At 44.6% G+C, this 3,308-nt stretch carries 5 protein-coding genes; 3 read left to right on the top strand and 2 right to left on the bottom strand.

The annotated features are described in order from the left end of the window. From ACRDDY_RS01750 to ACRDDY_RS01740, 3 genes are all read left to right on the top strand, one after another. The coding region (locus ACRDDY_RS01750) for a hypothetical protein (protein WP_438563250.1) at positions 1-194 on the top strand (194 nt) is incomplete at its 5' end. Further along, the gene (locus ACRDDY_RS01745) at positions 166-729 is read left to right on the top strand and encodes a replication/maintenance protein RepL (RefSeq protein WP_438563249.1); all 564 of its coding nucleotides are present in this window, start codon (positions 166-168) and stop codon (positions 727-729) included. The genes ACRDDY_RS01750 and ACRDDY_RS01745, both read left to right, overlap by 29 nt. 54 nt (positions 730-783) lie before the next feature. After that, positions 784-942, top strand: coding sequence for a YodC family protein (locus ACRDDY_RS01740; RefSeq protein ID WP_438563248.1), 159 nt, complete (start codon positions 784-786; stop codon positions 940-942). Positions 943-995: 53 nt separating this feature from the next. Here ACRDDY_RS01740 and ACRDDY_RS01735 read toward each other — a convergent pair whose 3' ends face one another. Together ACRDDY_RS01735 and ACRDDY_RS01730 are read right to left on the bottom strand one after the other, a co-directional pair. After that, complete coding sequence (locus ACRDDY_RS01735) at positions 996-2,447, bottom strand: relaxase/mobilization nuclease domain-containing protein (protein WP_438563247.1); 1,452 nt, start codon at positions 2,445-2,447, stop codon at positions 996-998. Further along, the gene (locus ACRDDY_RS01730; RefSeq protein ID WP_438563246.1) at positions 2,444-2,743 is read right to left on the bottom strand and encodes a plasmid mobilization protein; all 300 of its coding nucleotides are present in this window, start codon (positions 2,741-2,743) and stop codon (positions 2,444-2,446) included. Before ACRDDY_RS01730 ends, ACRDDY_RS01735 begins: the two co-directional genes overlap by 4 nt. Positions 2,744-3,308: the final 565 nt, after the last annotated feature.

Here is a 3,308-nt window from a genome sequence, read left to right as displayed (position 1 = left end):
TAAGCCGCATGAATAGGGGATCGTTTTTTCAAAACAGGTTAGAGGCTCTATCAGAATTAGTTAGAGGCGCTATCAAAACACTGTATTTTTTTGATGGCGGTAAAATCAATTTTAGTGTAAAAGATAAGTTAGGTACTATTTTTTATGATTCAGGGTCTATCAAATATGAAGGAAAAAACGAGAGAGGTAATTAGGTATGAAAGCAATCCATTCATTGAGGGGATGGTCGTTCCGATCAAAGGTCAAAAAGTTCAGCTTTCAAAACTAGGTAAAGACAACAACGTCTTAGTAAACCAATCAACTGGTGAGGTTCACGGAACGCACATAACGACTTACCGAAAGGTTGATGCGGAACAGTTCGTTAAGTTATTTACTGCAAATATAGCATTAACTTTTGACCTTAAAGCCGCAGGAATTAAGGCTTTCAATGTCCTTGTTTGGATGCTACAGAATACATCAGTAAGCAAAGATCTTGTTCCATTAGATAAGTTCGCGTTAGATACTTTTTTAAAAGCCCATGATGATAGAAAGCCACCAATAAAGCTATCGCAACCAACTTTCTGGAGGGGGTTATCAGAGCTTGAGTCCGCTCAGATAATAGCCAAACACGTAAGGCCCGGATGGTATTTCATCAACCCAAATTTTGTTTTTAATGGCGACCGTATCGCATTTACAACTCTCATAGAAAGAAAACCAATCAATGATGAGAATCTAGGGGTTGAAAGTTGAATGTCTTCCCCCAATTATAAAAAATGAATAAAAACGTAATGTATTGAGGGTGTTATGCAAATTGGTTCTGTTGTTCGATTAAAAAGTGGCGGTCCTTTAATGACTATTGTTGGTAATGGCTTCGATGGAGGTTATACCTGTCGGTGGTTTGCTGGTGACGAAGTCAAAGAAGGTAATTTTATTCCAGAGTCATTAGAGCTAGACGAAGATTAATTAAATTATGGCGGGAAGATCTATTCCTTCTCGCCATAAAATCTAAAATCGGATCAGCGAGATAACCCATAGTTACGGTTTACGCTATTTGTTCGCTGAGCTTGCTGCTTCAGCGCTTGCTCACACTGTACAACGCTGCGAATTGCTGCACTTGCTTGTTTAAGCTGCTGACTTGCTCCGTCAAGCGACTTACTTGTTGGCGCAATTCCTGATTTTCGTCCGATGTACTCTTGAACATCTTTTGTAAATCTTTCTGCTGCGTGCTGTACTGCATCTCTAATTGCTTGAATGCGTTCAGTAAGTGCTTTTCTAGCTCGGTCATCTAATACCCTTTCAATATCCGCCATTCCCCGTGTTCGCCGTACGTCTCCGCCTTCTCGTCGATCATCACGCAAAGCCGGCGATTGTCTCCGCACCGGTTCCACTGAATTTTGCCACCCTCTTTCTCCAATATTTGAACGCTGCTCTGTAGCTCCATGACTTGATTCGAGAAGTAACGCATCGTTGCCCAGCTCCCGCTGAAGATGCCGAGACAAATTGCTAGGCTGACAAGCATTGGCACAAACAACCGGTTTTTGATGAGCCTCCAGCCCATGCTTTGGTTTTGGCTTTGAATATCGGTTTTGATTGTATCCAGCTCGCCTTTCAATATGCCGGTCAACTCTGTCCGCATAGTCTTTAGCTGCTCGGCCATCAGGTCTTGAATAATCACGCTTTCGCGCTGCTTCTGCTCTTTCAAGCGTTCTGCTAGGTTCGTAGTCTCTTGCATAGAGTGCGCCTTTTAACCTCCATCGCCCGCCGCTTTCCGGTTCTGCGACAGTAATGTAATCCTTTCCTTCACGCTTAACTTCAAACCCAAGCTCTTTAACGTGTTCTAAAACATCGCTACGGCTGCGTATAAGCCCCTGTGCGGCCCTTTCCGTTAAAACCCCATCAACTAGTTGCCTAATGTCATCTAACGGCTTCTCGCCGCTTCTACGCGCTTCTGCGGCTATTTTAAGCTCATGGTTAGGTGTAGACACATTTCGAGCCCTGTTCGGGTCGGTGGGGTCTGAAAGCCCATACCTAGCATTGATTTCACTGCGGAAGTCATCAAACGTATCCTGCGCTAATTGCCCAGGCGGCTTAATGTTGAAACTTTTACCCGTGCTTAACTCAACTCGAGGCGTTACGAAATGCAATTCATGATGCCCAGCGTGAGTATGACGCACCCATAAAATGTTGTATTGGTCAGGTTCAAGGCCAGAAAATGCAACTTTTTCAAAGCGTTCTATGATTGCATCTTCCATCTCTGGCGTGATCTTTTCGTTTGGGGAAAACGACAACACACCGCTTGTATACTTGTGTTTGAAGTCCAACGAATCAATTAAATCGCGAGTTTGCTCTGGGTCTCCTCGAACAATCTGGGGTGGTTCATGTTCTCGGCCTTTTCTTGAATCATCGGTTAAATACTCAGTTGGCCCAGATCCGCAACCAGTGCCACGCCCAGAAAACCCAACAATCATTTAGCCAACTCCTTAATCGCACGGTCGATAGCCATCAAATGACTAACCACTTCAACGGTTTCAGCAGCGCTTTTATGTGTGTTAACCCATCTGGCGATCATGTTTAAGTTGGCATTGATTCGGTTCAACATTGCGATCCGTTCTTTTTCGTCCTGCCTGTTTCTAACCTTAACCTTCGTTAAATGATCTCTAACCAGTTCCGACATGTTCATTCCTGCCGACTCTGAGAGTGCCTGTAAAGCCTCCCATTCAGCACCAGAAAAACGGACTCTCAACATATTATTTCTTGTCTTCATCCCCTTGATTCTACAGAGCACAATTGAGATAAACAAGGCTACCCCGCGTTGCTACGTTTCGCTGCGCTTAACGTGCACACGGGGCCTTGCTCAGTGAGGCTACGCCTCCCTAAGAACCCTCCAATAGCAACAAGCCAAACCCGCTCATCAGGTGGAAGGCATCGCTCTGCGCTACCTTCCACCACTGCCAAGCTTAATTAGTTCGGAGGTCGTCAAGGGTAAATACACGCGCCCAAGGTCGCGCCCTTGACGAGATTAAGAAATGAGCAAACGGATAATCGCACCGCTCGCCGCAGTCTTTGGCTGAGGCGTACCGCAGCAACGCGAGGAACGAACAGCCAAAGCGAGGAAGCGGAATACATCTGGATCGTACTTATTGCCACATAACCAACTGAGTTAGATAAGAACTAAGAAGGGAAGTGGCGCTAAGCCGCATGAATAGGGGATCGTTTTTTCAAAACAGGTTAGAGGCTCTATCAGAATTAGTTAGAGGCGCTATCAAAACACTGTATTTTTTTGATGGCGGTAAAATCAATTTTAGTGTAAAAGATAAGTTAGGTACTAT

This window comes from Clostridium sp., assembly GCF_051656525.1.
Classification (GTDB): domain Bacteria; phylum Bacillota; class Clostridia; order Clostridiales; family Clostridiaceae; genus Clostridium.
This window is presented reverse-complemented; position numbering and strand designations above follow the sequence as displayed.

Excerpts from the sequence above, each read along its gene's own strand:
- ACRDDY_RS01735 (WP_438563247.1), bottom strand. The coding sequence starts at position 2,447 with ATGATTGTTGGGTTTTCTGGGCGTGGCACTGGTTGCGGATCTGGGCCA.
- ACRDDY_RS01745 (WP_438563249.1), top strand. The coding sequence starts at position 166 with ATGAAGGAAAAAACGAGAGAGGTAATTAGGTATGAAAGCAATCCATTC.
- ACRDDY_RS01740 (WP_438563248.1), top strand. The coding sequence starts at position 784 with ATGCAAATTGGTTCTGTTGTTCGATTAAAAAGTGGCGGTCCTTTAATG.
- ACRDDY_RS01730 (WP_438563246.1), bottom strand. The coding sequence starts at position 2,743 with ATGAAGACAAGAAATAATATGTTGAGAGTCCGTTTTTCTGGTGCTGAA.